Below are 23,955 nucleotides of genomic sequence, written 5' to 3'. Positions count from 1 at the left end.
GGGGATATGTCTTTAATTAAAAAGAGACAATACTGGATGTCAATATTGGCCCGAAGCCAGGCCACGGAGATAATATCGCGCTGGGCAGCGCTGGATTTTCGCCAGCAATATAAGCTTCTCCGACCCACGCAAATTGGTCTGATACAATTGCAGGGGCGTATGGAGGTGAGCGGTCAGCGCTTTATGCTGGGGGATATGACTGTCACCCGCGCGGCGGTAGAAGTGAGCGATGGCACTGTCGGATACAGTTATATTATTGGTAGAGATAAAACCAAAGCGGAGCTGTGTGCCGTTATTGATGCGCTATTACAAAAAGAAGCGTACTGCGCGCACATCATCGCGGCGGTGATTGAACCGCTTGCCCAACGTTTGCGGGAAACAGGGCAGAAACAGCGGCAGGACGTCGCGCCGAGCAAAGTGAATTTTTATAATTTGGTCAGGGGAGAAGATCAATGACGGCTTCCAGTGTCACCGTCTTTAATTCCCAGTGCAGTTTTCGCAGAATCGTAAAAGCTATCAGTGAGCCGGGGGTATTAGTTACCCTGCCCAAAGTTTCCGGGTTTAATTGTACGACGCTGGCGACCGCCTCAACATTACTTACGCTTGCCAGCAATAAAACACCGCTCTTTATTAGCGAGAGTATCGACAATCCGCTGTTATTAAAAACATTATGCCTGCACACGAATGTGCCGGTGACAAAAGAGATCGGTCAGGCCTATTTTGCGTTATTAAGCGCGCGCGGGTTTAATCATGATTTAATGAGCTTATCCTGCGGCAGCGAAATAGAACCGGAAAAGTCAGCCATTATTATCCTTGAGCTGGAGAGTATGCACGATGGAAAGTGTTTAAAACTCCAGGGGCCGGGAATTAAAACGCACCGTATTATCTCACCACTCCTGCCACGGCGCGTCATTAAATACCTTTGCAAAAGGCCGCACTCCTTCCCGATGGGCCTGGATTTCTTTTTCACCTACGGGAAAAAGTTACTTGCCATTCCCCGAACGACACAAGTGGAGGAGTGCTGATGTACGTAGCCGTAAAAGGCGGCGAAAAAGCGATAGCCGCCGCCCATCAGCTCCAGGCTCGCCTGCGCCGTGGAGACACGCATATTCCTGAGCTGGGTTGCGAACAGATTGAGCAGCAGCTCGGTTTAGCCGTGGACCGGGTGATGACCGAAGGGAATATTTATGACAGGCAACTGGCAGCCCTGGCGATCAAACAAGCCAGCGGCGATTTAGTGGAAGCGATATTTCTGCTGCGCGCCTACCGCTCGACGCTACCGCGCTGGGGAACGTCGCGACCACTCAATACCAACACTATGCGGCCTGAACGCAGAATATCGGCGATTTTTAAAGACTTACCAGGCGGGCAACTGCTTGGGCCGACCTATGATTACACCCATCGCCTGCTGGATTTTTCATTACTTGCCGCAGGCCACTCGCCACCATCACCACAAGAAACGCCACCAGAAACGGCACAAGAGCTAGCACCGGCGCAGGACACCCCACACGCTTTTGCATTTTTAGAAAAGCTTCATCTGGTGCTGCCACAGGCACAAGACGATCCGGAGCCTGCCGATATTACCGTTACACCGCCGCAATACCCGGCGCCGCGAAGTGCGCGTTTACAGCAGTTACTGCGGGCTGACGAAGGGTTTCTGTTATCGCTGGGCTACTCAACGCAGCGGGGCTTTGGGCGCAATCACCCCTTTGTTGCTGAAATCCGAACCGGCTATGTCACCGTGGAATTAGACGCTGAGGAGACCGGTTTTACCCTTGAAATTGGCGACGTGCTGCTCACGGAATGCGAAACGGTGAACGGGTTTATTAAACCTCAGGATACGCCGCCGGGTTTTACGCGTGGTTACGGCATGGCCTTTGGCCGGGCGGAGCGCAAAGCGATTAGCGTGGCGTTAATCGATCGCGCGCTGCGCGCCGGGGAGTATCAGGAAGAGATTAGCGGGCCTGCGCAGGATGAAGAGTTTGTGCTTTCCCATGCGGATAATGTCGAAGCCGCCGGGTTTATCTCGCATCTCAAACTGCCTCACTATGTGGATTTTCAGTCCGAGCTGGAGCTTTTGAAAAAACTTCGCCAGGCCAGTTTCCCGAACGCGGAGGACAAATCATGACGGCGCTTAACCACGAACCACTTTATAACTACGCCTGGCTGGATGAGGTGACGAAAGGCATGATCCGCCGCGCCATCATTAAAGCTATCGCGATTCCAGGTCATCAAATACCGTTTAGCAGCCGGGAGATGCCGATGCCCTATGGGTGGGGAACCGGCGGCATCCAGATAACCGCCAGTATCATTGGCCCGGATGATGTGCTGAAAGTGATAGATCAGGGCTCAGATGACACCACCAATGCTGTCTCAATTCGGGCGTTTTTCCGCACGGTGGCACTGGTGCAAACCACGGAGCGCACGACGGAGGCAACGCTTATCCAGACCCGCCATCGTATCCCGGAAACACCTCTGCATGAGGGGCAAATCATCGTTTTTCAGGTACCTATTCCTGAGCCGCTACGCTTTATCGAGCCGCGTGAAACCGAAACACGCAAGATGCATGCGCTGGAAGAGTACGGCGTGATGCATGTCAAACTCTACGAAGACATTTCCCGCTACGGGCAGGTTGCCACGACCTATGCTTATCCGGTGATAGTGAACCATCGCTATGTGATGGACCCGTCACCCATTCCTAAATTTGATAACCCGAAAATGCATATGATGCCCGCCCTGCAACTGTTTGGCGCTGGCAGAGAGAAACGCATCTATGCTGTGCCGCCGTATACCGCGGTTGAAAGCCTGGCCTTTGACGATCACCCTTTTCGTGTTCAGCAATGGGACGAAACCTGCGCGTTATGTGGTGCCAGCGACAGTTTCCTTGATGAAGTGGTGATGGATGATAACGGCAGCAGGCTGTTTGTCTGCTCCGATACCGATTATTGCCAGCAGCGGCAAGCGCCGCAGGAGGGGGAGCATGTGCCCAATAGCTGAATTTTCTGAACCGCCGCTGCTGGAGGTGCAGGCGCTGTCCCACCTTTATGCGCCCGGCAAGGGGTTTGAAAACGTGTCGTTCAAGCTCTGGCCGGGAGAAGTCCTCGGCATCGTCGGGGAGTCCGGCTCCGGTAAAACCACCTTGCTGAATGCGCTGTCGGCACGGCTGGTGCCGGGGCAAGGCGAGGTTATCTATCGTGACAGGCACCAGCAGCCGCACGCGCTTTATCAGATAAGCGAGCGCCAGCGCAGGATGTTGCTGCGCACCGAGTGGGGGATTGTCTGGCAGCAGCCGCTGTGTGGGTTGCGGCCTTCTGTGTCGGCGGGCGGCAATATCAGCGAGCGGTTAATGGCTCTCGGTGAGAAACACTACGGGAAATTACGCGAACAGGCGGCGAAATGGATGCAAAACGTGGAGTTGCCGCCATCGCGGCTGGATGATTTACCGACAACATTTTCGGGGGGCATGCAGCAACGATTGCAGATAGCCCGCAACCTGGTGACATCACCACGGTTAATGTTCATGGACGAACCAACTGGCGGGCTGGATGTATCGGTACAGGCAACGTTACTCGATCTTCTGCGCACGCTGGTGCGGGATATGCAGCTGGCCGTCATTATCGTCACCCACGATCTTGGCGTTGCGCGCCTTTTATCCCATCGTCTGATGGTGATGCAGCAAGGTGTAGTGGTTGAGCAAGGTCTGACGGACCGGGTGCTTGATGACCCGCACCATCCCTACACGCAACTGCTGGTCTCCTCCATTTTGTAAATCTTTTTACTTCGGGAAATGACAGGATGCACACGCCATTACGCACGGAAAATATCAGCAAAACCTTTATTCTCCACCATCAAAACCGCACCCGTTTACCGGTGTTTCATGATGTGAATTTACGCCTCGAAAGCGGGGAGTGCGTGGCGCTAAATGGCCACTCCGGCAGCGGGAAATCCACGCTCCTGCGCTCGTTATACGGTAACTACCTGCCTGATAGCGGGAAAATATGGGTTCGTCATTGCGGCGAGCCGGTCGATATTGTCTGCGCCGACGCGCGCCACATCCTCGCGTTACGTCGCCATACCCTGGGTTGGGTGAGCCAGTTTTTACATGTTATTCCGCGCGTCAGCACGCTGGACATTGTTATTCAGCCCTTACTGGAGCGTGGCGTAGCGCGCCAGAAGAGTGTAGGCCTGGCGGGCGATTTGCTGACGCGCCTGCATGTGCCCGAACGCCTGTGGTCACTGGCGCCCGCCACATTTTCCGGCGGTGAGCAGCAGCGCATCAACCTGGCACGCGGCCTGATAGCAGACTATCCGGTGTTATTACTTGATGAGCCGACCGCCTCGCTGGATAAGGGCAATCGCAACGTTGTCGTGCAGTTGATTAACGAAGCAAAAGCACGCGGTAGCGCGATTGTCGGCATTTTTCACGACGAAGAAGTGCGGCGGGCGGTTGCCGAACGTCACTACGAGATGACCTGCGAAGCAGGCAGGCAGGGAGCGCAGGATGATCATTAATAATGTACGCATGGTGCTACGCGATGACGTCGTCCACGGATCGCTGGAGATACGCCAGGGCGTTATTCATCACATCAGTGATTCGTTGAGTCGCCATCCCGGCGCGCTGGACGGTGAAGACGCCTTGCTGTTACCGGGGCTGGTGGAGCTGCATACCGATAATCTTGATAAATGTTTTACGCCGCGCCCGGGCGTGGCGTGGCCTGCGATGGCGGCTATGCGCCACCATGACGCTGTCATTATCGCCAGCGGGATCACGACCGTGTTTGATGCGATTGCGGTTGGCGATGTGCGCGATGGCGGCCACCGGCTCAGCACGTTGCGCCATCTTATTGATACGGTGATTGCCAGCCAGCAGGCGCAAGCCAACCGCGCCGATCATTTTATCCATTTACGCTGCGAGTTGCCGCACAAGGATACGCTGGGGTTGTTTGAACAGCTGGCGAATTTCCCGCTGGTGTCGCTGGTGTCGCTAATGGATCATTCACCCGGTCAGCGGCAGTTTGCATCGCGGGAAAAATATTATCAGTACTACAAAGGTAAATATCAGCTTAACGACACGCAAATGACGGCCTTCGAGCAGGAGCAACTGGCGGGTTCGCTGCGCTGGTCGCAACCCAACCGGGCAGCAATTGTGCAGTTGTGTAGAGCAAAGAAACTGACGATGGCAAGCCATGATGATGCGGCGTTCGAGCATGTTGAACAGACCTATCAACAGGGTGGCAGCATTGCGGAGTTTCCGACAACCGAAGCCGCAGCGAAGGCTGCTCAGCAGTTTGGCATGCGCGTGCTGATGGGCGCGCCGAACGTGGTGTGTGGCGGCTCGCATTCGGGTAACGTGGCCGCACATCACCTGGCCGCGCTGGGCTGCCTGGATATCCTCTCTTCTGATTACTACCCGGCAAGTTTGCTTGAATCTGCGTTTATCATGCATGAAGATGAGCGAAATTCCCTGAACCTCGCGCAAGCCGTGGCGCTGGTCAGTCATAATCCCGCCGCAGCGCTGGGGCTGCATGACCGGGGATGCATTGAAGAAGGCCGGCGGGCAGATTTGCTGCTGGTCGAGCGCCATCCTTCCCGGCTTGAACTAAAGCGGGTATGGCGGCGCGGGATTCGGGTTTACTGATATGTCTGGCGCATTGATTTACCTGGTGGGGCCGTCAGGTTCCGGGAAAGATGCCTTGCTCAGCGCGGTACGTAAGGCCTGCCCGCAGGAGGTGCTGGTCGCGCATCGCTATATTACCCGGCCTCCGTCGCCCGGTGAAAATCATATCGCGCTCGCGCCGCCAGAGTTCGCATGGCGCTTACAGCACCATCTTTTTGCCCTGCACTGGCGGGCGCATCACTGTGATTACGCAATAGGTGTGGAAATTGACTGCTGGCTGGCGCAGGGGCTGAAAGTTATCGTTAATGGCTCACGCGCCTATCTGGAGCAGGCCCGGCTGCGTTATACGCACACCTTCGTGCCCGTCTGCCTGACGGTGTCTGCTGCGACGTTGCAACAGCGGCTGGTCGCCAGGGGGCGGGAAAACGCCCAACAAATTGCCGAGCGTATGCAGCGTGCGCAGCAGGTTGAGTGTCGGCTGCCGGATGACTGCATTTTACTGGCTAATGACGGCGCGTTAACCGAAACGCTGGCCGCATTCCAGTCAATTATTAAACAGTAATTCACCGCCTGCGCGGGGTTCCCTCGTGCGGCAAATGATTGCCCGCGCAACATTTTACATCTGCTTATCATTTTTCAGATATTTCACTTGAGTTTCCCTGGTGCGTAATGATAATCACTATCATTGTAATTTACTCTTCTTTGCAACTGTTGACTGTGCATGACATTAGGGGCCTTACATGTTTGTTCCTTTTCTTATTATGTTGCGTGAAGGCCTTGAAGCGGCGCTGATCGTCAGTCTGATAGCCAGTTACCTGAAACGAACCCAACGCGGGCGCTGGATGGGCGCTATGTGGGCGGGCGTTCTTCTTGCCGCCGCGCTCTGTCTGGCGCTGGGCATCGCCATCAATGAAACCACCGGCGAATTCCCGCAAAAAGAGCAGGAGCTGTTCGAAGGCATTATCGCGGTGATTGCGGTGGTTATCCTGAGCTGGATGGTGTTCTGGATGCGTAAAGTGTCGCGTAACGTTAAAGCGCAGCTGGAGCAGGCGGTGGACACTGCGCTGGCGCGCAAGGGGAGTCACGGCTGGGCATTAATCATCATGGTGTTTTTTGCCGTTGCGCGCGAGGGGCTGGAGTCCGTATTTTTCCTCCTTGCCGCGTTCCAGCAAGATGTGGGCATCTGGCCGCCTATTGGCGCTATGCTGGGCCTGGCCAGTGCTGTCGTGCTGGGCTTTCTGCTCTACTGGGGCGGCATTCGCCTGAATCTTGCCGCTTTTTTCAAATGGACCAGCCTGTTTATTTTGTTCGTGGCGGCGGGTCTGGCGGCCGGAGCGATCCGCGCATTTCATGAAGCCGGTCTGTGGAATCACTTCCAGGCTATCGCTTTCGATCTCAGTGATGTGTTAACCACCCATTCATTAACCGGCACGCTACTTGAAGGGATTTTCGGTTATCAGGAAACGCCCAGCGTCAGTGAAGTGTGTGTTTGGCTTCTTTATTTGGTTCCGGCGCTGGTGCTGTTTGCACTACCAGCGCGTCCAGGCTCGTTGCCTTCCCGGGCGGCACCCTGAATCTGCGCATCTTAGTTACAACATACTTATTGAAGGGAAAAGTTATGGCTATTCATTTTCGGCGTAGTGCTATCCAGCTTGGTTTGGCAGGGCTTCTGTCTGGCGCTTTTGCTGCACAGGCGGCTGAGATCCCGCAAGTTAAAGTCACGGTAACAGACAAACAGTGTGATCCGATGAACCTGACGGTACAGGCAGGTAAAACGCAATTTATTATTCTTAACCACAGCCAGAAAGCGCTGGAGTGGGAAATTCTCAAAGGCGTTATGGTCGTGGAAGAGCGTGAGAATATTGCGCCGGGTTTTAGCCAGAAACTGACCGCTAATCTTCAGCCTGGTGAATATGAGATGACCTGCGGCTTGCTCACTAATCCCAAAGGCACGCTGACTGTAAAAGGTAAAGCGACCGCTGACGCGGAAAAAGGCGAGGCGTTATTGAGCCTGGGCGACGCCATCACGGCTTATAAAGAGTATGTTACGCAACAAACGGCCCAGCTGGTTAGCGGCACCCAGGCTTTTACTGATGCGGTGAAAGCGGGCGATGTTGAGAAAGCGAAAGCGCTGTATGCGCCAACGCGCCAGTACTATGAGCGTATTGAGCCGATTGCGGAACTGTTCTCCGATCTGGATGGCAGTATCGATGCTCGTGAAGACGATTATGAGCTGAAAGCCGCAGACCCGAAATTCACCGGCTTCCATCGGCTGGAAAAAGCGTTATTTGGTGATAACAGCACCAAAGGTATGGCGGACTATGCCGGGCAGCTGAACAAGGATGTGCTTGATTTGCAAACGCGAATCAGTGAGCTGGCCTTTCCGCCGTCAAAAGTGGTGGGGGGGGCAGCCGGGTTAATAGAAGAAGTGGCGGCCAGTAAAATCAGCGGCGAAGAAGATCGCTACAGCCATACCGATCTGTGGGATTTCCAGGCGAACGTCGATGGGGCACAAAAGATTGTTGACCTGTTACGCCCGCAGCTACAGCAAAAGCGTGCCGATCTGCTGGCGAAGATCGATGCTAACTTCAAAAAAGTAAACATAATTCTGGCAAAATACCGTCAAAACAACGGCTTTGAAACCTATGACAAACTCACCGATGCGGATCGTAATGCGCTGAAAGGGCCGATTACCACCCTCGCGGAAGATCTGGCGCAGTTGCGCGGCGTGCTCGGCCTGGATTGATATTATGAATAGCACCGATGACAACAGCGTCAGTGAACCTTCCCGGCGTCGTTTATTAAAAGGAATGGGCGCGCTTGGCGGTGCGCTGGTTTTCACCGGCGGTTGCCCGCTTGCCCATGCTGAGAAAACGCAAAGCGCACCGGGTACGCTTTCGCCGGACTCCCGCATGGAAAAACAACCGTTTCTCGGCGAGCATCAGGCCGGGATTTTAACGCCTCAGCAGGCTGCGATAATGCTGGTGGCGTTCGATGTCCTGGCGGTGGATAAGGCAGATCTTGTGCGGCTGTTCCGTTTACTGACACAGCGCATTGCTTTTCTGACCGCCGGTGGGCCTGCTCCGGATACACCAAACCCGCGCCTGCCGCCGAGGGATTCAGGTATTCTTGGGGCGTATATCGCACCGGACAACCTGACGGTTACCGTCTCTGTTGGCGCATCGTTTTTTGATGAGCGTTTTGGCTTAGCGGCGCAGAGGCCGAAAAAGCTGCAAAAAATGCTGCGCTTTGCGAATGATTCCCTTGATGCTGCGCTTTGTCACGGCGACCTGCTGCTGCAAATTTGCGCAAACACACAGGATACGGTGATCCATGCATTGCGCGATATTATCAAGCACACGCCTGATTTGCTCAGCGTGCGCTGGAAGCGCGAAGGGTTTATCTCTGAGCATGCGGCACGCAGCAAAGGCAAAGAGACGCCGGTAAATTTGCTGGGTTTCAAAGATGGTACCGCCAACCCTGACAGCAGTGATAAAGCGCTGATGGATGAGGTTGTCTGGGTTAGCGAAATCCAGCAGGAGCCAGCCTGGGCGGTGGGCGGAAGCTATCAGGCGGTACGCATTATTCAGTTTCGCGTCGAGTTCTGGGATCGTACGCCGCTTAAAGAGCAGCAAACGATTTTTGGCCGTGACAAGCAGACGGGCGCACCGCTCGGTATGAAGCATGAGCATGATGTGCCGGATTATAGCCAGGACCCGGAGGGTGAAGTGATTGCGCTCGACAGTCATATACGGCTGGCCAATCCACGCACGGCGCAAACACAATCCAGCCTGATGATGCGGCGAGGTTACAGTTATTCGCTGGGGGTTACGCCCTCCGGGCAGCTGGATATGGGGCTATTGTTTGTCTGTTATCAGCACGATCTGGAAAAAGGTTTTCTGACGGTGCAAAAACGCCTCAATGGCGAGGCGCTGGAGGAGTATGTGCGTCCTGTGGGCGGCGGTTATTTCTTTGCTTTGCCCGGCGTGAAAGACGCCGATCGCTATCTGGCGCAGTCGCTCCTTGAAGCGTAAAGATCCTATCCTGCCTCGCCGGGGCAGGATATTCTGTTATCTGTAGCATTTTGACATACTTTTTCTGCCATCCAGCCATCACTATTTCCTATTAGAAAGTCGCTGTTATCTTTCTGTAATATTCCCTGGCAATACTCTTTTTTAACCGATAAGAAGTCCTAAAAGTTATCGCTTCGTAAAAATAATGTTGCATTAGTGAAAAGCTCTGATGTAATTATGAGTAAAGCTCGACCCGGCGGTAATGAAGTCAGCAGGAGAACGTGGATGGTTAAAGTCACCAGGGGGCTTACCGTAAAACCTCCCCGCACCACCCGGCACGAAGGCGACACCTTCGGCAACGATTTCTACGCCCCTGAATTTTTCTCCTCTTTTTCCACTCCCCATTTCAACGATGTAGCAGGCGATGATGCCAGTCGCATTGCTGCGTCAATTCGCAAGGCAAGCTATGGCTTACAAGGAAGCCAACCCTCAAACGTTAGTGCGCATAATCGCGTCGGCTCAGACGCGTGTGATGTAAACCAACAACTCAAGGTGCTATCCATGGGAAGACAAAAAGCAGTGATCAAAGCTCGTCGTGAAGCGAAACGCGTGCTGAGACGTGATTCACGCAGCCATAAACAACGTGAAGAAGAGTCGGTCACCTCGCTTGTGCAGATGAGTGGCGTTGAAGCAATTGGCATGGCGCGGGACAGCCGTGATACTTCTCCAATTGCGGCGCGCAATGAAGCTCAGGAGCACTACCTGAATGCTATTGAGAGCAAGCAACTGATTTTCGCAACCGGTGAGGCCGGATGCGGGAAAACGTGGATCAGTGCTGCGAAAGCGGCGGAAGCTCTGATTCATAAGGACGTGGAGAGGATTATTGTCACCCGACCGGTCCTGCAAGCCGATGAAGATCTTGGCTTCTTACCCGGCGATATTTCGGAGAAGTTCGCTCCCTATTTTCGGCCCGTTTATGACGTCCTTTTGAAACGCCTGGGAGCGTCCTTTATGCAATACTGCCTGCGCCCGGAGATAGGTAAGGTAGAAATCGCGCCGTTCGCCTATATGCGTGGACGTACCTTTGAAAATGCGGTCGTCATTCTTGATGAGGCTCAGAATGTTACCGCTGCGCAAATGAAGATGTTTTTGACGCGCCTCGGGGAGAACGTGACCGTTATCGTCAATGGTGATATTACCCAGTGTGATTTACCTGCCGGGGTGAAGTCAGGGCTGAGCGATGCGCTGGCACGTTTTGAGGAAGATGAGATGATTGGCGTGATTCGCTTTAATAAAGACGATTGCGTACGTTCGGCGCTCTGTCAACGAACCCTGAAAGCGTACGACTGATTTTTGTCATCCCATAAACCCGGTCTGCCCCAGGCAGGCCGGTTTTTATTTGTCACCCCCCTGGAATTTGCCTTTCCTTAAATTAAGTACGGCTATTCATTTGCCGATAAGTGTTCTGGCGTGAGCGGGATTGCCGCGAGCGTCGGACATTTATTGTTTTCAGGTAAGGATCAGGACAAATGAAACCTCATTTTACGCTCAGTGCGCTCGTTTTATCGCTGATGTTGGCAGGGTGCAGTAATAAGCCGCTACCACCGACGGAAAAGGTTGTACAGACTCAGGTGATCAAATCCGACAAGGGCGCTTCGCTTAAAATTGATAGCTACGAACAATTAAAAACAGATTTCCACCAGCCCACCGATACATCGCTGCGTTATATTACCCGGGCGGATACCAGCAAAGTGGTCGCATTAAAAACTTTGACCTTTGTCTTGGGAACGCTCAGCGGCGGGGCGCAGGAGAATGGTTTTACCAAGGATCAACTGGCAGGAACCCCGATTACGTCGTTGCCGAATCCTTCCGTGGCTTTTTTCAATGAAGGCATCGGGAAAACGTTGCAACCAGCGCTCGCACTCAAACCCGCCGGAGAGTTGCAACATCCGCTGCAAATTCGCCCCTACGTCTGGATGCTGGTCTATGAAAATTTATCCGGCGGCGAAAACTACGAGCTGCATTACTCCACGACCATTCTTCGCAGCAAAGATAGCGCGAAGGACAAATTCGATTACGCAAGCGTAAGTTGCACACCGGAGCCGGTAAAAGCGCCGCTGGCGCAGTGGGAAGCGAATAATTACCAGAAAGTTACCGAGGTAACACAGCGCTTTATGGCTGCTTGCTTACAGGATTTTGATAAAAAGAAAGAAGAGTTCCTGCAATAAGCGCGGAAGCCACAAATCATTCGCACTCTGTTTATAGCCCGCTATTATCTGCGGGTTTTTTATATCGGTGCGAAAAAGACGCAAGCAGGGACGCCCGCAACCGCGGGGGCTTTTGTTCAGGGGAAAGTGACTCGTTTGCCCGTTGTCGGCCTCCGGTCGGGGGTTCTCCCCCCTGGGTGAGCACTATGCGAAAAAAAAGCCCGCATAGAAATGCGAGTTCTTCTTTAAATGATGGCGGTGAGGGGGGGATTGACTCGCTTTGCTCGCCCTGCGGGCAGATTCCTCGCAGGCTCGTCATCTGTCCAACGGGCTGTAGCCCGTTGTCGAACCCCGGTCGGGGATTTTCACCCCCCTTGGGTGAGCACGATGCGAAAAAAAAGCCCGCATAGAAATGCGAGCTCTTCTTCGAATGATGGCGGTGAGNTGGGTGAGCACGATGCGAAAAAAAAGCCCGCATAGAAATGCGAGCTCTTCTTCGAATGATGGCGGTGAGGGGGGGATTGACTCGCTTTGCTCGCCCTGCGGGCAGATTCCTCGCAGGCTCGTCATCTGTCCAACGGGCTGTAGCCCGTTGTCGAACCCCGGTCGGGGATTCTCACCCCCCCTGGGTGAGCACGATGCGAAAAAAAAGCCCGCATAGAAATGCGAGCTCTTCTTCGAATGATGGCGGTGAGGGGGGGATTCGAACCCCCGATACGTTGCCGTATACACACTTTCCAGGCGTGCTCCTTCAGCCACTCGGACACCTCACCACATTGTATTGTTGCCTGCTACTTGGGGGCAACGGGGCGCTACTATAGGGAGTTGTACTGAAACGGTCAAGCACAATTTCGGCTTTACAGACTGTTCGATTAAGGTATGAGCAATGTCTGTTTTTTGCAGTAACAGAATGCTTCTGACGTGGGCATATTTACGCGCCGGTGGTTGAAGGTTCTGCTCCCCTGGGTGAGCACGATGCGAAAAAAAAGCCCGCATAGAAATGCGAGCTCTTCTTCGAATGATGGCGGTGAGGGGGGGATTCGAACCCCCGATACGTTGCCGTATACACACTTTCCAGGCGTGCTCCTTCAGCCACTCGGACACCTCACCACATTGTTTTCCCATCAGCGACGGGACGGGCGCTAATTTAGGGAAAACGCGTAACGTCGTCAATCTCATTTTTCAATAAATTAGCGTGATTAGACAAACTTCAAGCAACCTGCTTCTTAAACGTTCTGAAATTGTCTTTTTTCTCAGCGCGGCTGTTTATCGATGTCCCGCAGGATAATTTGTTATGCTGTTGAACTGACGAAAAATTTAACGATAAATCCGTAAAGTTATTGGATACAACACAACCTGTTCTGGAGCAGATATGGAAATTATCTTTTATCACCCCTCATTTGATAACGATTACTGGCTGAGCGCGTTAAGCAAATCGCTACCTCAGGCGAAAGTGCGCCGCTGGCAGACGGGTGATAACGCCCCGGCAGATTATGCGCTGGTATGGCAGCCTCCGGTTGAAATGCTCCGGGGCCGCAAATTGAAGGGCGTGTTTGCGCTGGGCGCGGGCGTTGATGCCATACTCGAACAGCTTAAAAACAATCCTGACATGCTGCATGAGTCTGTCCCGCTGTTTCGCCTTGAAGATACAGGGATGGGACAACAGATGCAGGAATATGCCGTAAGCCAGGTGCTGCACTGGTTTCGCCGTTTCGATGATTACCAGGTTCTGAAGCAGCAATCCCGCTGGCAGCCACTGGAAGCACATCACCATCACGATTTTACGATTGGTATCCTGGGGGCTGGCGTTTTGGGGGCAAAAGTTGCTGAAAGCCTGCGTCCCTGGGGTTTCCCGCTACGCTGCTGGAGCCGCAGCCGAAAAACAGTGCCTGGCGTCACCAGTTTCGCTGGCAATAATGAGCTGAGCGAGTTTTTGCAGGGCACACGCGTGCTTATCAACCTGCTGCCCAATACGCCGGAAACCGCAGGCATTATCAATCTTTCGCTACTCAATCAGCTGGCAGATAATAGTTATATTATCAATCTGGCACGCGGTGTTCATGTGGTGGAAAGCGATCTGTTACAGGCCCTGGAGAGCGGTAAATTGCATGCAGCCATGCTCGATGTCTTCAGCCAGGAACCCTTGCCTGCGGATAATCCCCTCTGGGCGCACCCGCGCGTAGTGATGACCCCTCATGTCGCGGCGGTCACGCGCCCGGCAGAAGCGATTGCCTATATTACGCGCACAATCAATCAGCTTGAGCGCGGCGAAGCCGTAAACGGGCAGGTTGACTGCGTGCGCGGCTACTGAATCGCACCCGGCGCGCCGGGTTTTGTCATTAAACCGCAGAACAATAACTGTTATCCTTGTAAAAATAACGACTGGAGTGAGCCATGTATCCCGTTGACCTGCATATGCATACCGTCGCCAGCACCCACGCTTACAGCACATTGCACGATTATATTGCCGAAGCAAAACGCAAAGGGATCCGGCTATTTGCTATTACCGATCATGGGCCGGACATGGCCGATGCGCCGCATTACTGGCACTTTGTTAACATGCGTATCTGGCCGCGTCTGGTCGATGGCGTTGGTATTTTGCGCGGCATTGAGGCCAATATTAAAAACCGTGAGGGTGAAATCGACTGCACCGGGCCGATGCTCGGCTCACTGGATCTTATCATCGCCGGTTTTCACGAGCCGGTCTTCGCCCCGAGCGATAAAGCGACCCATACGCAGGCGATGATTGCCACCATGTCCAGCGGCCATGTTCACATCATCAGCCACCCAGGAAATCCAAAATTTGAGGTCGATATTCCGGCGATCGCGCAGGCTGCGGCGAAATATAACGTGGCGCTGGAAATCAATAACTCTTCCTTTATACACTCTCGCAAAGGCAGTGAGGCGAACTGCCGGGCGATTGCCGCCGCTGTGCGTGATGCCGGAGGGTGGGTGGCACTGGGGTCGGACTCGCACACTGCGTTTACGCTGGGGGATTTTGGCGAGTGCCGCAAGGTGCTGGATGACGTGGGATTCCCTGAAGATCGTATACTTAACGTGTCGCCGCGACGCCTGCTGAACTTCCTTGAAGCGCGCGGTATGGCACCCATTAGCGAATTTGCTGAACTTTAATACTGACTGGAACTGTTGAATGAACGAATTTTCTATCCTGTGCCGTGTACTGGGATCGCTGTTTTACCGCCAGCCGCAAGACCCGCTGTTGGTCCCGCTGTACACGCTTATCCGCGAAGGGAAACTGGCACAAAGCTGGCCGCTGGAGCAGGATGAGTTGCTGGAGCGGTTGCAGAAAAACTGTGATGCTCAGGCACTGACGGCGGATTATAACGCGCTTTTTGTCGGCGAAGAGTGTCGGGTAGCGCCTTACCGTAGCGCATGGGTAGCGGGTGCTAACGAAGCCGAAGTTCGTTCATTCTTGTCATCGCGCGGTATGCCGCTGACGGATGCCCCTGCTGACCATATCGGCACGCTGCTGCTTGCCGCCTCCTGGCTGGAAGACCAGTCTGCCGAGGATGAGAGCGAGGCGCTGGAAACACTTTTTGCAGAGTATCTCTTGCCCTGGTGCGGGACGTTTTTCGGCAAAGTTGAAGCGCATGCCACAACACCTTTCTGGCGTACCCTGGCACCGCTGGCGCGGGACGCAATCGCCGCGATGTGGGACGAGTTACAGGAAGAGAATGAAGAGTGATCTGAGTCACGAAATAAATGCAACTGATGAGAAAATCATTCAAATAATGTGCTGGAAATCTCATAAGAAGGCTGCGCACCTGCTAAGATGCGCGCCATGAACATTCTTCTTTCTCTGGCATTAACGACGGGTATTCTCTCCGGCCTGTGGGGCTGGGTTGCCGTCTCTCTTGGGCTGATTAGCTGGGCGGGGTTCCTCGGATGTACGGCGTATTTTGCCTGTCCGCAGGGAGGGATTAAAGGGCTTGCGATTTCAGCCTGCACGCTAATGAGCGGGGTCGTCTGGGCGCTTGCTATTATGCACGGCACTGCGCTGGCACCACATCTTGAGATAATCGGCTATACCCTTACCGGTGTGGTGGCCTTTTTTATGTGCTTGCAGGCAAAAAACATGCTGCTCTCTTTTGTTCCGGGCACGTTTATTGGCGCCTGCGCCACCTTTGCCGGGCAGGGCGAGTGGCGACTGGTCGTCCCTTCGCTAATGGTCGGCGTGCTGTTTGGTTACGCCATGAAAAACAGCGGGCTTTGGCTTGCATCGCGCACCAAAAAAGCACCGCTGAGGCAACATGAAAAAGCGTGACCTCGCGTCACGCTTTTCGTGTATCAGGACTCTGGCGGCACCGCCAGATCCCGGTATTTTGTCAGCACCGCGTTACTGCGTTCGGCTTTATTTTGTAAATCCCACAATCCACGATCGATACCGTCATTAATCAGTAAAATCACACCCGTTTCGATAGCAGACATCAGGCAGAGCATAACCGGTTCGTTGGAGGTATAGCCCACTTCGCCCTCAAGTAGCCGCTGGTATTCAATAAAGCGAAAGACGCCGGCCTGCACTTCATAAGACAAGATAGTTTTGCTGGTATTCACCGAGGAGAGGATTTCGCCGGTACTGACATTGACAACCCGCAGGTTTACCGCAATCTGATCCAACTGATACTGAGTATCACCGCCGATGCCGAAGTAGCGCGCCCCCACGCCGCCAGATTTAACGTTGCTCTCATAGCCGATAATCGATCCTTCAATCATCACGTTCGCTGCGGTAAGGGATTGCAACGGGAACCGGTTATTGATGGCAACCGTGCCGTTTTCCTGCGCTGCGCGGATTATCTTGCGCTCGTTAAGCAGGTTTTGCAGACCCTGGCGCTCAAGAGGGACAAACCAGCGCGAATCTTTCAGCGCCGTCACCAGCATCGCGGTGGCGCTTTGCGGTACTGCCGTAGAAAAGTTGCTCGCCGGATAGGCTTTAAATTGCCCGGTTTCATCCTGAATATTGTATACCGACACGAAAATCTTTCCGGTTGGCATAGGGAGCTTAGTCAGGTCTCTGTAGCTTTGCGCGCGTGGCATCAATGTTGGGCTGGCTGCTTGTTTTGGCGGTGCAGTAAGGCAACCGCTTAATAATAAAACGGCGAATACCATTAATAAACGCTTCATGATCATTGTCCTTAAAAAGGCAGGTCTTAGAAATCAGTTGAACCAGTTTGTAAACCTGACACTTCGATCGTGGAAGTCCTTCCGGTCTTACGGTCGGTGACATTTAATTGCAGCTGCCCGTCGCGGTTAACGATATCGACGATATAGTCGCTGGTGACCATCCTGCCGGGCTTGCCTGTATTAATATTGGTCAGCAATCCACCTAATATTTGTGACTGGATCGCCTGGGTAAAATTATCCAGCGCCGAGGGTTGTTCTATTCCATAATCTGAATAGCTCGGATCTTTGTAAGAATTTTGCGCCTGCGCACTGTTTAATAAAAAAGCACCATTATTGGGATTGCCGCCAAAATTAGGATTGCGAAACTGGAATGTCATATTTCCAGCCCAGCTTGCAGGAACGGTAAGGGATAACGCGAGCAGGCCATATGCGATGCGCATATTTTCCTCCGGATATTTATCGTGTTTTAGAATTCGTCGCTCGCCATATCACCTATGCTGAGCAGCGCCTGGTTTATTTGCTGGCGTTCAATTGCCTGTTGCGTTTGCGCCACAGCAAATTGCACGTTCTGATCAAAATCACGCTTGATGGGGAAAAGAAATGTTTGATACACCACCATTTGATTTACCGTGATGGTAATCCAGCTTCCCCATCGCGCGCTTGGCCTTTCATTAATGGTCAGATTCCCTGTCCAGCTACTTTCCCATTTATCACTAAATGCACGATAAAAATCGTGTCCCACCGACGATACTGTGTGGTCTGTCAATAATCCCGGTACCTCCACTTCTGCAGCGTGCAGGTAACCGGCGGCAAGCAATATGGCCGCTGCCGAAAAGTACGGTAAATAACGTTTCATTTTCTTAGCGCCTGAGGTTTTCGTTGGCCCAGGAGACTGCCTGCGTACGGTTTTTAACAGATATCTTTTTGAAAAGATTATAAAGATGTGTTTTTACCGTATTTTCACTAATAAACAACGAACGCGCGATTTCAATATTTGATGCGCCGATTCGCAGCTTATTAAGTATCTCTTTTTCCCGGTGCGTTAACAGCGCCGACTCAGCATTGCTATAGCGATAATTACCCGAGTGGGTAATCAGATAACTTGCCAGCTTTTGCGTGAAATAGCATTCGCCACGCAGTACGCCCTGCAAACCATCGATTAGCTGATTTTCATCTTCCGATACGTAAAATACGCCATTAATATGCGGCCAGCACTCAATATCCCGGAATGGATATTCATCCGGAGTATTCATGAGTAACGTTTTCAGGTTGTTGTTTTTGCGCGATAAAATATCCTGCCAATAATGGATGGTTTTTTTATCGGCTTCCATCATGTCGAATAACACGATGCTATGAGTAGGTATTTCTTCAACAGGCCTTTGAATATTGTGAAGTTTTCCTGTTAATGACAGAGAATGCTTTAAATGTTGTAACAGTGCCGTTGCTTGTAGAGATGGTTTGGTAATTAGCATTAATACCGGAATAGTGGAACTTTGGACTTCATTAAACATGATGAAACCCCGCTTATTTTATAATACATCTGCAGCTATCCTTATGTATTAATAAGGATTCCAGAAGTACTGACAGATGCGCGTTGCTATGTGTAGTAATAAGTACTCAGCCCGTCAGGGGAAAGTAATAGAATTTAATGAGCAGTGCTGGTTTTAATCTAGCTATTACTAATCTTAAATCAAGTGTTAAACATGTAACAGGATGTAACTTGAAATATAAAAATGTTTCGCATAATTTTATTTGTCAATGTTTATTGACCTTTCGGTTGTAAAAAGAGGGTTTGCACCATAGTTTAAGAATTTGCATAATAATAGTAACGTATTGTTTTTAGGGTGATAATTTTTAGAGTTGAGAAAAATTATCATTCCTTTGAATTAGGAATAATCACTCGTTTGTATTTTTCCCATTTTTTTAATGGAAAAGTCTTAGATACCAGTGCTTCAGGGAAATCTGTTAACCAGGCTGCACTGTAAGAAAGCGAAACGTAAATTAAGATTCTTTCTATATATGAAAATTTCATGACAATAAAATGTCGTTTGTATATTTGAAAGCTTTTATTGTTATAAAGTCTTTTAATACTTTGGGGTGACTATTTATAGCAAAATCCAACGCGCGGGTGAGATTTTTTTAATTTCACAAAGCGCATACTCATCCTCGTAACGCAAAGTTAACAAACGCACGATGTGGAATATTAATAAGTATTTGACCAGCGCATGGTGACAACATGAAAAACAAATCGTTATTTATGATGTTAATGATGCTGGGTATGCCTGGAATTGCAACCGCAGCAGGTTATGACCTGGCTAATTCCGAATATAATCTTGCGGTTAATGAATTAAGTCTGTCAGCTTATGATAAAGCTGCCATTGTTGGCCAGCAGGGTAGCAATAATAATGCACGGCTTGATCAGTCTGGCTCGAAATTATTAGGTGTGATTTCTCAGAGCGGCGGGCGGAATTCAGCAAGAATTAACCAGTCCGGAAGTTATAACTTTGCTTATATCGATCAGGCCGGGAATTCCAACGATGCCAGTATCACGCAAGGTGCTTACGGAAATACCGCGATGATTATTCAGAAAGGCTCGGGCAACCGGGCGAATATTACGCAATATGGTGCGCAGAAAACAGCAGTTGTAGTGCAAAGACAGTCGCAAATGGCTATTCGCGTTATCCAGCGCTAGTTGTCCGGCGACATTTAAATCAATCCGATGGGGGTTTTATCATGAAACTGTTAAAAATTGCAGTGGCAGCGGCGCTGGTTGTTTCGGCAGGTGCCTGGGCTGGTAGTATCCCGCAATATGGTCACGGCGGCGGTTATGGCGGCCCGAACTCAGAACTGAGCATCTACCAGTACGGTACAGCGAACACCGCAGTCGCACTGCAAACGAACGCACGTGATTCCGAAACTGTTATTAAACAGTACGGTTCAAGCAACTCTGCCGATGTTGGTCAGGGTTCTGACGACAGCTCAATCGATCTGTCGCAAAATGGCTTCAATAACTCAGCAACCATTGACCAGTGGAACAGCCGTGATTCTGAAATTGCGGTTCGCCAGTACGGTGGTGCCAACAACGCGGTGGTTAACCAGACCGCGTCTGGTTCAAGTGTAGCCGTCCACCAGAGTGGCTACGGCAACCAGGCTATTGCCAATCAGTATTAACAGGCAGGCAGGGAAAACAGGGCTTCGGCCCTGTTTTTTCACGGGAATTTCGCGGAGGCACTATGCACGGCTTAATATTGCTGGCGGCGCTGTCCAGTCAGATAACCTTTCACACTTCGCAATATGGCGACATCTACACCATCACCCCGCAAGTTCTGGTCACGCAAGACTGTGTGTGTCAGGTACAGGTCATAACCGAACGCAATGGCACTGCGGGTAGCAGCCAGAGTCGCCAGCGCAATACGGTGGCGCTTACCGCCAACAAACTCACCGAGCTTACACGTTTAAGCATGAACATTTCGCCGCAGGATAACGTCAAAATTGTCGTAACCGTTTCCGATGGGCAGTCACTTAATCTGGCGCAGCAATGGCCTGCCAGTTCAGGGGCACTTCGCTAACAGGCGCGTTATTTGCTGATTTTTCCTCCCCGTCATTTCCTTTCCTGCCAGGATACATTTAAAGTGTGTTACGGGTTTTAAGCCGGAAAGGAGGCGAATATGCAACCACGTATGCAGGTGCTTCAGGGGGATATCACGACGCTTGCGGTCGACGTCATCGTTAACGCGGCAAATTCATCGTTGCTGGGAGGCGGAGGTGTGGACGGTGCTATCCATCGCGCAGCCGGGCCTGCGTTGCTGGAGGCGTGTCAACGGGTTCGCCAGCAGCAGGGGGAGTGCCCGCCAGGCCATGCGGTGATAACCCCGGCGGGAAACCTGCCGGCTAAAGCGGTCATTCATGCGGTCGGGCCGGTCTGGCGCGGTGGCGGCGAGCATGAAGCGCGTTTACTGGAAGATGCTTATCGCAACGCCTTACAACTGGCGCAAGCGAATAGTTACGAGTCCATTGCCTTTCCGGCCATTAGTACTGGGGTGTATGGCTACCCGAAAGCGGCGGCGGCAGAGATTGCTGTAAATACAGTTTCGGATTATCTCACCAGATATAACCAGTTACGGCAGATATACTTTGTCTGTTATGACGACGAAACGACACGACTCTACCAACGCTTACTTACCCAACAAGGCGACGAACCCGCTGAGTGATACCCGGCTGGGGCGCGCTATTGCGCCTGCCTGTGCAGCGCATCCTGGCCTGTGCGGGCTGTACGTGCTGGCCGATAGCCTTGATGCCTTTGTGGCCCGTTACCGGCTCGCCGAGCTGGCGCAGCATACGCTGGATGTGCAGTACTATATCTGGGAAGACGATATGTCTGGCCGGTTGCTGCTGCTGGCGCTGCTGGCCGCCGCCGATCGCGGCGTGCATGTCCGTTTATTGCTCGATGACAACAACACCATCGGTATGGACGGCGTGCTGCGCAAGCTTGATAGCCATCCTAATATTGAAATTCGTCTGTTTAACCCTTTCTCGTTTCGCACGTTGCGTGCGCTGGGCTATTTAACCGATTTCGCCCGGCTTAACCGGCGTATGCACAATAAAAGTTTCACGGTTGATGGCGTGGTGACGTTGATTGGCGGGCGAAACGTCGGCGATGCCTATTTTGGCGCCGGTGAAGAGCCGCTGTTTACCGATCTGGATGTGATGGCCATCGGCCCGGTCGTGGAGGACGTGGCGCAGGATTTTACGCGTTACTGGAACTCGGCACCGGTCTCTCCTTTGCACAGTGTTTTGGATCTTTCCCAGGAAGAGATTGCCGAGGAGATCCGCCTGCCGGATGCCTGGCGCGAGAACACCACAGCCGTGCGCTATATGAATAAACTCGCCTCCACGCAATTTTCCAGCCAGCTGGAGAGCGGTGATTTGCCGCTTATCTGGGCTAAAACGCGCCTTTTAAGCGACGATCCCCGCAAAGGGCAGGGCAAAGCGCGTTACCATACGCTGCTCGGTCAGCGCCTGTTAAATGTGATGGGCAAACCGGAAAAGCAGGTCGATATTATTTCTTCCTATTTCGTGCCGGGGCGTGCCGGTGTCGCGCAGTTATTACAGCTGGCACGCAGAGGCGTGAAGGTCGCTATTCTCACCAATTCGCTGGCGGCCAATGATGTCACCGTCGTGCATGCAGGTTATGCGCGCTGGCGTAAAAAACTGTTGCGCCACGGAATTGCGCTTTATGAACTTAAACCAACCCGCGAAGACGCGCATCCTGTTCATGACCGCGGCCTGACGGGGAATTCCGGCTCCAGCCTGCACGCCAAAACCTTCAGCATTGATGGCAAAAAGGTTTTCATTGGTTCATTTAACTTTGATCCGCGCTCGGCGATGCTGAACACGGAGATGGGTTTTGTCATCGAGAGCGATGCGCTGGCGGAGCATATTCACCACCGTTTTTTGCGCAGCCAGCGCGATATAACCTGGCAGCTGCGGTTGGACAGATTCGGGCGCATTAACTGGATAGAGCAGCAGGACGGCAAAGAGGTGGTGCTGAAAAAGGAGCCGAAAACCCGGCTGTGGCAGCGCTTGCTGGTACGCCTCGTTTACTGGCTACCGGTTGAGTGGCTGCTCTGACCAGCAGCAGCCGTTAATCTTACCTGACCGGCGCTTCAGTTCTGGTTTCTTTATTCTGTGGTTTACCGGAGAAGAGGAACCGCAGCAGCGGAATGCGTAAATGCACTTCGTAGAGCAGCACGGCTATCCCCACCACAAAGATCAGGCCCGCGATAAAACCCAGCAGATTCGAGTCGATATGCGGGGTGATCCACGCACCGTACAGCAGCGTCAGTGGATGGTGAACAAGATAGATAAAAAGCGACGCATTGACGAAATAAGTGACGCGCGCCGACTGGAAATTTAACAGCCGGTGCCCAAATGAAAACACCACGTTGACCATCCATAGCCCCAGCAGCATGGTTATCACGTACTCCGTTTCATACATCCACGCATCGCCGCTGCCGTAACGCTGGTTGAGCAGGTAGGCGGCAAACGTCACCAGCGAGCCGACCATGCACCAGGGCGAAGGGGTAGTAAAAAGGGCCTTCAGGCGAGGATTCACAAATGCGACGGCGCCGAGTAAGAAAAAGGGCGTATAAAACAGCGTTTGCATCACGGCAAAATTAAACAGCGCATCACGCAATATTTCGGGGGCAAAGATAAAAATGACCCGGCGTATTGCGGCGTAAGCAATACCGAGCAGCAGGAAGATGAGGGAAAGTTTGCCCAGTGAAATGTTTCCGGCAATGTGTGCGGCACTGTTTTTAATTTTTTTAAATAGCCCTATACAGATTGTTGTTAAAACAACCAGCACCAGTAAAAACCATAAATGAGAGATTAATTCCCAGCCCAGCGTATTAAATTTGTCATAGGCCGAGAGCGTGTGCCATTCGGCTGTTTTATTTTTCACATACTGCAACATAATAAATTGCGGCAGCGTCAGCAGGGGAATTGCCGTTAGCATCGGGATCCCTACGCGCTCAACGCGCACAACCCACCAGCGTTTCAGGGGATAGCGCAGATAGAGCATGTACGAAAAATACCCTGAAATCACAAAAAAAACCTGCATGCGAAATGCATGAACAGCGTCATTAAAAAGCGTTAAACTCCAGGAAGGAGCGCTGCTGTTAACATGCCATATATGGCTGGAATAAATCAGTGAAATGTGGAAAGGGATCCCCAGCAACATTAACCATGCGCGGATGGAATCCAGAAAATATTCGCGTTTTGCAGGTTGGTTGGTCATATAACTCAGTACATTCTCAGACTTTTCGTCTTATCCGTAAGGCAAATAATGATTACATTCGAAAACAACCCTACACTATGTCCGATCCACTGTCTCCAGGATAAGCGCACAAAAACGATTAAGGGGTTGAGCGGCATTTGCTTATTCGCTGAGCCAGCGCGCTGAACAAAGAGGGGA

Annotated in this window: 27 protein-coding genes, 2 tRNA genes and 1 other RNA gene; 22 read left to right on the top strand and 8 right to left on the bottom strand. The window is 52.2% G+C overall.

All coding sequences use genetic code 11. The annotated features are described in order from the left end of the window. Positions 1 to 6 precede the first annotated feature (6 nt). The 13 genes from phnG to ACTU3N_RS00535 all read left to right on the top strand — a co-directional run bounded on the left by phnG (position 7) and on the right by ACTU3N_RS00535 (position 11,858). Positions 7 to 456 (top strand): phosphonate C-P lyase system protein PhnG, encoded by a 450-nt coding sequence (gene phnG, locus ACTU3N_RS00595; protein WP_443084220.1) that lies wholly within the window; start codon positions 7 to 9, stop codon positions 454 to 456. Further along, on the top strand, positions 453 to 1,025 hold the full coding sequence (phnH, locus tag ACTU3N_RS00590; protein WP_443084219.1) for a phosphonate C-P lyase system protein PhnH: 573 nt from the start codon (positions 453 to 455) through the stop codon (positions 1,023 to 1,025). Before phnG ends, phnH begins: the two co-directional genes overlap by 4 nt. Beyond that, positions 1,025 to 2,128 carry a carbon-phosphorus lyase complex subunit PhnI gene (locus ACTU3N_RS00585; protein WP_443084218.1) on the top strand — a complete coding sequence of 368 codons (1,104 nt, stop codon included), beginning with the start codon at positions 1,025 to 1,027 and terminating at the stop codon, positions 2,126 to 2,128. Before phnH ends, ACTU3N_RS00585 begins: the two co-directional genes overlap by 1 nt. Further along, on the top strand, positions 2,125 to 2,997 hold the full coding sequence (locus ACTU3N_RS00580; RefSeq protein WP_443084217.1) for an alpha-D-ribose 1-methylphosphonate 5-phosphate C-P-lyase PhnJ: 873 nt from the start codon (positions 2,125 to 2,127) through the stop codon (positions 2,995 to 2,997). Before ACTU3N_RS00585 ends, ACTU3N_RS00580 begins: the two co-directional genes overlap by 4 nt. Further along, positions 2,981 to 3,769, top strand: coding sequence for a phosphonate C-P lyase system protein PhnK (gene phnK / locus ACTU3N_RS00575; protein WP_443084216.1), 789 nt, complete (start codon positions 2,981 to 2,983; stop codon positions 3,767 to 3,769). The genes ACTU3N_RS00580 and phnK overlap by 17 nt, the downstream gene beginning before the upstream one ends. 26 nt (positions 3,770 to 3,795) lie before the next feature. Then, positions 3,796 to 4,512, top strand: a complete 717-nt coding sequence (gene phnL, locus ACTU3N_RS00570; RefSeq protein ID WP_443084215.1) for a phosphonate C-P lyase system protein PhnL — start codon at positions 3,796 to 3,798, stop codon at positions 4,510 to 4,512. Further along, positions 4,502 to 5,638 (top strand): alpha-D-ribose 1-methylphosphonate 5-triphosphate diphosphatase, encoded by a 1,137-nt coding sequence (phnM, locus tag ACTU3N_RS00565; RefSeq protein ID WP_443084214.1) that lies wholly within the window; start codon positions 4,502 to 4,504, stop codon positions 5,636 to 5,638. The genes phnL and phnM overlap by 11 nt, the downstream gene beginning before the upstream one ends. 1 nt (position 5,639) lies before the next feature. Beyond that, positions 5,640 to 6,179 carry a ribose 1,5-bisphosphokinase gene (gene phnN, locus ACTU3N_RS00560; RefSeq protein WP_443084213.1) on the top strand — a complete coding sequence of 180 codons (540 nt, stop codon included), beginning with the start codon at positions 5,640 to 5,642 and terminating at the stop codon, positions 6,177 to 6,179. A 178-nt stretch (positions 6,180 to 6,357) separates the two neighbouring features. Next, the gene (gene efeU, locus ACTU3N_RS00555) at positions 6,358 to 7,191 is read left to right on the top strand and encodes an iron uptake transporter permease EfeU (RefSeq protein ID WP_443084212.1); all 834 of its coding nucleotides are present in this window, start codon (positions 6,358 to 6,360) and stop codon (positions 7,189 to 7,191) included. Positions 7,192 to 7,235: 44 nt separating this feature from the next. After that, entirely contained in the window at positions 7,236 to 8,363 is a 1,128-nt protein-coding gene (efeO, locus tag ACTU3N_RS00550) for an iron uptake system protein EfeO (RefSeq protein WP_443084211.1), read from the top strand. Between the two features lie 4 nt (positions 8,364 to 8,367). Further along, entirely contained in the window at positions 8,368 to 9,651 is a 1,284-nt protein-coding gene (efeB, locus tag ACTU3N_RS00545) for an iron uptake transporter deferrochelatase/peroxidase subunit (protein WP_443084210.1), read from the top strand. A gap of 264 nt (positions 9,652 to 9,915) precedes the next feature. Continuing rightward, a complete protein-coding gene (phoH, locus tag ACTU3N_RS00540) occupies positions 9,916 to 10,980 on the top strand; it encodes a phosphate starvation-inducible protein PhoH (RefSeq protein WP_443084209.1) in 1,065 nt (354 codons plus the stop codon). A 179-nt stretch (positions 10,981 to 11,159) separates the two neighbouring features. Next, positions 11,160 to 11,858, top strand: a complete 699-nt coding sequence (locus tag ACTU3N_RS00535) for a hypothetical protein (protein WP_443084208.1) — start codon at positions 11,160 to 11,162, stop codon at positions 11,856 to 11,858. 483 nt (positions 11,859 to 12,341) lie between these two features. Here ACTU3N_RS00535 and ACTU3N_RS00530 read toward each other — a convergent pair. From ACTU3N_RS00530 to ACTU3N_RS00520, 3 genes are all read right to left on the bottom strand, one after another. After that, a non-coding RNA gene (locus tag ACTU3N_RS00530) (RtT sRNA) lies at positions 12,342 to 12,477 on the bottom strand. A 45-nt stretch (positions 12,478 to 12,522) separates the two neighbouring features. Continuing rightward, positions 12,523 to 12,610, bottom strand: a tRNA-Ser gene (locus tag ACTU3N_RS00525). Between the two features lie 249 nt (positions 12,611 to 12,859). After that, positions 12,860 to 12,947 (bottom strand) — tRNA-Ser (locus ACTU3N_RS00520). Between the two features lie 262 nt (positions 12,948 to 13,209). Here ACTU3N_RS00520 and ghrA point away from each other — a divergent pair. From ghrA to ACTU3N_RS00500, 4 genes are all read left to right on the top strand, one after another. Then, positions 13,210 to 14,148, top strand: a complete 939-nt coding sequence (gene ghrA, locus ACTU3N_RS00515) for a glyoxylate/hydroxypyruvate reductase GhrA (protein ID WP_443084207.1) — start codon at positions 13,210 to 13,212, stop codon at positions 14,146 to 14,148. Between the two features lie 83 nt (positions 14,149 to 14,231). Next, positions 14,232 to 14,969 carry a phosphatase gene (locus tag ACTU3N_RS00510; protein WP_443084206.1) on the top strand — a complete coding sequence of 246 codons (738 nt, stop codon included), beginning with the start codon at positions 14,232 to 14,234 and terminating at the stop codon, positions 14,967 to 14,969. Between the two features lie 19 nt (positions 14,970 to 14,988). Then, positions 14,989 to 15,543: a TorD/DmsD family molecular chaperone gene (locus ACTU3N_RS00505; protein WP_443084205.1), complete on the top strand. Its 555-nt coding sequence runs from the start codon at positions 14,989 to 14,991 to the stop codon at positions 15,541 to 15,543. A 96-nt stretch (positions 15,544 to 15,639) separates the two neighbouring features. Next, complete coding sequence (locus tag ACTU3N_RS00500; RefSeq protein WP_443084204.1) at positions 15,640 to 16,122, top strand: DUF1097 domain-containing protein; 483 nt, start codon at positions 15,640 to 15,642, stop codon at positions 16,120 to 16,122. 23 nt (positions 16,123 to 16,145) lie between these two features. Here the strand turns inward: ACTU3N_RS00500 and csgG are convergent, their stop codons facing one another. Genes csgG through csgD form a run of 4 tightly spaced genes read right to left on the bottom strand, consistent with a single transcriptional unit; the run spans position 16,146 to position 18,490 of the window. After that, positions 16,146 to 16,979 carry a curli production assembly/transport protein CsgG gene (gene csgG, locus ACTU3N_RS00495; RefSeq protein WP_443084203.1) on the bottom strand — a complete coding sequence of 278 codons (834 nt, stop codon included), beginning with the start codon at positions 16,977 to 16,979 and terminating at the stop codon, positions 16,146 to 16,148. A 26-nt stretch (positions 16,980 to 17,005) separates the two neighbouring features. Continuing rightward, a complete protein-coding gene (csgF, locus tag ACTU3N_RS00490) occupies positions 17,006 to 17,419 on the bottom strand; it encodes a curli production assembly/transport protein CsgF (RefSeq protein ID WP_443084202.1) in 414 nt (137 codons plus the stop codon). Between the two features lie 26 nt (positions 17,420 to 17,445). After that, on the bottom strand, positions 17,446 to 17,835 hold the full coding sequence (gene csgE / locus ACTU3N_RS00485; RefSeq protein ID WP_443084201.1) for a curli production assembly/transport protein CsgE: 390 nt from the start codon (positions 17,833 to 17,835) through the stop codon (positions 17,446 to 17,448). 4 nt (positions 17,836 to 17,839) lie between these two features. After that, complete coding sequence (csgD, locus tag ACTU3N_RS00480) at positions 17,840 to 18,490, bottom strand: biofilm master transcriptional regulator CsgD (RefSeq protein WP_443084200.1); 651 nt, start codon at positions 18,488 to 18,490, stop codon at positions 17,840 to 17,842. Positions 18,491 to 19,215: 725 nt separating this feature from the next. Here csgD and csgB point away from each other — a divergent pair. From csgB to ACTU3N_RS00455, 5 genes are all read left to right on the top strand, one after another. Then, positions 19,216 to 19,671: a curli minor subunit CsgB gene (csgB, locus tag ACTU3N_RS00475; protein ID WP_443084199.1), complete on the top strand. Its 456-nt coding sequence runs from the start codon at positions 19,216 to 19,218 to the stop codon at positions 19,669 to 19,671. A gap of 41 nt (positions 19,672 to 19,712) precedes the next feature. Then, on the top strand, positions 19,713 to 20,150 hold the full coding sequence (csgA, locus tag ACTU3N_RS00470; protein WP_443084198.1) for a curli major subunit CsgA: 438 nt from the start codon (positions 19,713 to 19,715) through the stop codon (positions 20,148 to 20,150). 62 nt (positions 20,151 to 20,212) lie between these two features. Further along, on the top strand, positions 20,213 to 20,548 hold the full coding sequence (csgC, locus tag ACTU3N_RS00465; protein ID WP_443084197.1) for a curli assembly chaperone CsgC: 336 nt from the start codon (positions 20,213 to 20,215) through the stop codon (positions 20,546 to 20,548). 99 nt (positions 20,549 to 20,647) lie between these two features. Next, positions 20,648 to 21,190, top strand: a complete 543-nt coding sequence (gene ymdB, locus ACTU3N_RS00460) for an O-acetyl-ADP-ribose deacetylase (RefSeq protein WP_443084196.1) — start codon at positions 20,648 to 20,650, stop codon at positions 21,188 to 21,190. Continuing rightward, positions 21,123 to 22,610, top strand: a complete 1,488-nt coding sequence (locus ACTU3N_RS00455) for a phospholipase D family protein (RefSeq protein WP_443084195.1) — start codon at positions 21,123 to 21,125, stop codon at positions 22,608 to 22,610. Before ymdB ends, ACTU3N_RS00455 begins: the two co-directional genes overlap by 68 nt. A gap of 19 nt (positions 22,611 to 22,629) precedes the next feature. On the opposite strand, the gene mdoC is transcribed toward ACTU3N_RS00455, so the two are convergent. Then, the gene (gene mdoC / locus ACTU3N_RS00450; RefSeq protein ID WP_443084194.1) at positions 22,630 to 23,778 is read right to left on the bottom strand and encodes a glucans biosynthesis protein MdoC; all 1,149 of its coding nucleotides are present in this window, start codon (positions 23,776 to 23,778) and stop codon (positions 22,630 to 22,632) included. Positions 23,779 to 23,955 lie beyond the last annotated feature (177 nt).

Source organism: Vagococcus sp. WN89Y (assembly GCF_052220145.1).
Taxonomy (GTDB): Bacteria; Pseudomonadota; Gammaproteobacteria; order Enterobacterales; family Enterobacteriaceae; genus Kosakonia.
Note: the sequence above shows the minus strand (reverse complement) of the source record. Positions and strands in the feature narration are given on the sequence as shown.